The organism is Mesorhizobium sp. M1A.T.Ca.IN.004.03.1.1 (genome assembly GCF_003997555.1).
Taxonomy (GTDB): domain Bacteria; phylum Pseudomonadota; class Alphaproteobacteria; order Rhizobiales; family Rhizobiaceae; genus Mesorhizobium.
Map to the genome: position 1 here is coordinate 1 of NZ_RZTV01001117.1, position 235 is coordinate 235.

A 235-nucleotide genomic window follows, 5' to 3' on the forward strand; every position below is an offset into this window, starting at 1 on the left:
TGGAAAACCCTTCCACCTATACACTATTCGCCGACAGTACGATCGATGAAGTGGATTTTCTGGGGGCGATCGCGCAGCGGACGGGCTGTGGCCTTCTGCTCGACGTCAACAATGTGATGGTCTCGGCGGTGAACCACCGGCTCGATGCCGCCACCTATATAGATCGTTTTCCGGTCGAGCTCGTCGGCGAGATTCACCTTGCCGGCTACGACGAAACCGTCGACTCCACCGGCGA

Annotated in this window: 1 protein-coding gene; it reads left to right on the forward strand. The window is 58.3% G+C overall.

Features of this window, described 5'->3' with window-relative positions:
* The coding region (locus EOD29_RS35145) for a DUF692 family multinuclear iron-containing protein (protein ID WP_127248932.1) at positions 1-235 on the forward strand (235 nt) is incomplete at both ends.